The organism is Streptomyces rhizosphaerihabitans (genome assembly GCF_025399795.1).
In the GTDB taxonomy this organism is placed as follows: domain Bacteria; phylum Actinomycetota; class Actinomycetes; order Streptomycetales; family Streptomycetaceae; genus Streptomyces; species Streptomyces rhizosphaerihabitans.
This window is the reverse complement of the sequence record NZ_JAODTZ010000125.1, coordinates 1-3,464: the sequence shown is the minus strand read 5'-3', so window position 1 is coordinate 3,464 and position 3,464 is coordinate 1. Positions and strand designations below refer to the sequence as shown.

The 3,464-nt window shown below is 71.0% G+C and carries 5 protein-coding genes; all 5 read right to left on the bottom strand.

Annotation, left to right across the window (positions count from 1 at the left end):
* A partial coding sequence (locus N4G66_RS44835) for an FtsX-like permease family protein (protein WP_315903775.1) occupies nucleotides 1-639 on the bottom strand: 639 nt, incomplete at its 3' end.
* Nucleotides 640-644: 5 nt separating this feature from the next.
* Nucleotides 645-1,757, bottom strand: coding sequence for an ABC transporter permease (locus N4G66_RS44830; RefSeq protein ID WP_261710096.1), 1,113 nt, complete (start codon nucleotides 1,755-1,757; stop codon nucleotides 645-647).
* 2 nt (nucleotides 1,758-1,759) lie between these two features.
* A complete protein-coding gene (locus N4G66_RS44825; RefSeq protein ID WP_261710095.1) occupies nucleotides 1,760-2,539 on the bottom strand; it encodes an ABC transporter ATP-binding protein in 780 nt (259 codons plus the stop codon).
* Nucleotides 2,536-3,078, bottom strand: coding sequence for a PadR family transcriptional regulator (locus N4G66_RS44820; RefSeq protein WP_261710094.1), 543 nt, complete (start codon nucleotides 3,076-3,078; stop codon nucleotides 2,536-2,538). Before N4G66_RS44820 ends, N4G66_RS44825 begins: the two co-directional genes overlap by 4 nt.
* A gap of 41 nt (nucleotides 3,079-3,119) precedes the next feature.
* A complete protein-coding gene (locus N4G66_RS46195; protein WP_391858994.1) occupies nucleotides 3,120-3,356 on the bottom strand; it encodes a hypothetical protein in 237 nt (78 codons plus the stop codon).
* Nucleotides 3,357-3,464: the final 108 nt, after the last annotated feature.

Sequence of the window (3,464 nt, the reverse complement as noted above, 5' to 3'; positions counted from 1 at the left end):
CGCGGGTTTGCGGGTGTGGGCCCATGCGGGGAGCACGGTCAACACCGCGATGGCCAGCAGGATGGCGAGCGCGGCGGTGAGCAGCCAAGGTCCCGGGGGCGTGACCTGCGTGCCGAAGAGCCAGTACAGGCCGAGCCCGACCGGCATACCCGCCGCCACTCCGGGCACGGCAGGCAGGAGTTGTGCGACACAGAGTGCCGCGACGACCTGGCCGGGGGTGGCACCGAGGGTACGGGCGATGGACAGGGCGTGCCGGGCCTGCACCGCGGTGCTCCAGCCGAGGAGCACGGTGTTGAGCGTGGACAGTGCCACCAGCGCGAGGGTGACGGCGAGCAGCACCTGGCCGGTCTGGTCGGTCCGCACTTCGCCGGGGCCGAACCGATCGGAGGCGTGGACCGTGTCGAGATCGGCGTGGAAGGTGAGCATCGCGGTGATCATGATGGTGGTGGCGGCGGTTCCGGCGGAGGCCAGGACGGCGCGGCCGGGCCGGCGGGCGAGCAGCCTGATGCCGAGCAGCAGCGATGTGGGCAGATACGCCGTCATCGCGTTCAGATGCGGGTGGTGCGTGAGCATGTGGGCCGGGTCGGCCAGGGTGTGGACGGTGCTGGTGCGGACGATGCGGGCGGCGGGGCCGAGCACACCGGTCAGGGCGACCAGGACGGCGAGGAAGACCGCTGCGAAGACGGTGCCGGAGCCTGGAGGGCTGACGGTGTCGAGCAGCCCGGCGCTGGGATCGACCAGATGGGGGCGGCCAGAGTCCCAGCAGTCAGTCCCAGTGCGGTGGCCAGGACGGTCAGTATCAGGTACTGCGCCAGCAGTACGGCGGTGACGGTGCCGGGGCCGGCGCCGACGGCCTTGAGCAGTCCGGCACGGCGGTTGTCGCGTGTGGCGCGTGCGGTGGCGATCGCGGCGAGGGTGACGATCGCGGCGACGGCGAGCAGCCAGCCGCCGATGACCAGGGCAGGCTGAGTTTGCTTGATCATGTTCGTGTCCGTCTCGACGACGTCCTGCCAGGTGCGGGTGTTGACCCAGGGGTCGTCCTGGCGATCGGGGGTGAACACGCCGTCGAGCCATCGGAGGGGTGTGGTGGGGTCGGTCAGTTTCAGATGGATCAGGTAGACACTGGGGGCATCGCCGACTGCCGCGCGGGCGTCGGCGGCGGTGAGCCAGATCCTGCCGCCTTTGTCTGACGGCCCGGGCCCTTGGGCCCAGTCGCTCCACGGATACACCGGGGTGGCCGCGCTGATCGCGGTCCCGACGACCGGGTAGGTGCGCCCGGTGATGGTGACGTGGTCGCCGAGGTGCACGCCGAGTGCCTGCGCGAAGCCGCGTTCGATCACCGCGCCGCCGGGATGCACCCAGGTGCCGGAGGTCACCAGCGGCCGGTCCACGGCGGACGGTGAGTCGTCGCGCCCCTCGATCGAGGTGTGCGCGCTCTGGCCGTGCGCCCGGATGGTGGTGTCGAACGCGTAGACCGGGTCGGCCTGCGCGGCCACACCGGGCGTGTCCGCGAGGCGTTCGGCCAGGCCGGACGGGTCCGTGGCCGTCGTGATCGCCGTGATGTCGGGGCCGGCGGTGGCCGCGCGGGTCTTCAGGTACCCGGCGTCCACGGCGTTGTCGGTCGCCAGTCCGAGGGTCAAGCTGGCGGTGGCGGTGGCGGTGGCGATGGTGACGGCGAGCAGGAACATGAGGGCCTCGCCGGGACGGCGGCGTATGTCGTGCAGGATCAGACGCCACATCAGCAACAGGTGTCCCACGGTCAGTCCTCCCAGCTCAGCAGGGCGCCCAGCCCTGTGTCGCCGCCGTTGCGGTTGCCGTCCAGGCTGGTGTCGTCGGCCAACGTCCCGTCGCGCAGGGAGACGATGCGGTCCGCCGTGGCGGCGACCCGCTCGTCATGGGTGACCATGACCAGGGTCTGGCCGGCAGCGCTCAGCTCGTCGAAGAGCCGGAGGATGTCGAGGGTCGCGGCGCTGTCGAGGTTTCCGGTGGGCTCGTCCGCCAGGACGACCAGCGGCTTGTTGACCAGGGCGCGGGCTATGGCGATCCGCTGCCGTTGCCCGCCGGAGAGCTCGGAGGGCAGATGCCGGGCGCGTTCGGTGAGTCCGACCTGGCGGAGGAGTTCGGCGGCACGCACGCGGGCGGTGCGCGGTGAGGCGCCGGCGAGCAGCGCGGGCAACTCGATGTTCTGTGCCGCGGTCAGTTCGTGCATCAGGTGGTACGCCTGGAAGACGAACCCCACCGCGCGGCGCCGCAGCCTGGCCAGCGCCCGTTCGCCCAGGTGATCGATGCGCTGCCCGCCGAGCCACACCTCGCCGTCGGTGGGCCGGTCAAGACCGCCGAAGAGCTGCAGCAACGTCGACTTGCCGCAGCCGCTGGGCCCGGTCACGGCGAGCGTCTGCCCGGCGGGAACGTCGAGATCGACGCCGTCGACGGCCGACACCAGGCTTTCGTCCGCCCCGTACACCCGCGACAGGCCGACCGCCCGCAGCGCCGGCACACGAGCATCACCGGGTTCACGGTCCCACACGTCTCTCGTCATCCGAGTCCTCCACCTTCCTCACGTGCGGCACGGGCGGACCACGTCCGCCGACATGCCTCCAACCAGCGCAGATCGGCCTGAAGCCGGAGTGCGATGCCCTCAAGAAGCAGCCCGGCCTGCGAGTCCGTGTCGTGGGTGAGGGCAGCACGCTGCGTCTCGGCGAGGCCGTTCATCAGCTCCCGACGCCGCGCGTCCACGAGCGCGAGCGGATCGGCCAGACCCGATTCGGCGGCGGCCACCAGCTTCAGGTGGAACTCCGTCACATCTGCTCTGACCCCGGCGCCCTCGGCCATCCATGCGGCCACCCGCTTCTGCCCGGTCGCGGTCAGCGCGTACACCTTGCGCCGCGGGCCGCGCACCGGTACGTCCTCACGCTCAAGGACGACCAGCCCGGCCTTTTCGAGCCGGGTGAGCGTCACATAGATCTGACCCGCGTTCAGCGTCTCCCCCAACGGCCCGAGCGCCGCCGCCAAGCGACTGCGCAGGTCGTATCCGTGCGACGGCTCCTTCACCAGCAACGCCAGCACCACGTCCTGCACGAACCACCCTCCTCTACGAACAGCCAATAGATAACGGTTATTCATTGAGGCGTCAAACCAGCCTCCGGACGAACCCAATTGCCGGTCCGCCGGCCGGGGCGGCCGCGGACGCCGGGCAGCGGCTGGCCCTGGACCTGGCGCTTGGCGTAGTAGTCGGTCCTGTTGCCGCCGACGCGGTCGCACTCGGCGAGCGTCCCGTCGAGCAGAACGCAGTGCGGGTTGTGCTCGCGCAGAACCTTGGACAGACCGGGCGCCCGGTCTGTGAGCAGGCTGATCACCAGGGCGGTGCGGGCGTGGGCGGTGCGTACCGCTGGCCGGGATGGTGGTGAGACCGAAGGTCCTGGCGGCGCTGGAAGAGGCCGCGGCGCAGGAAAAAATAGGGTCAG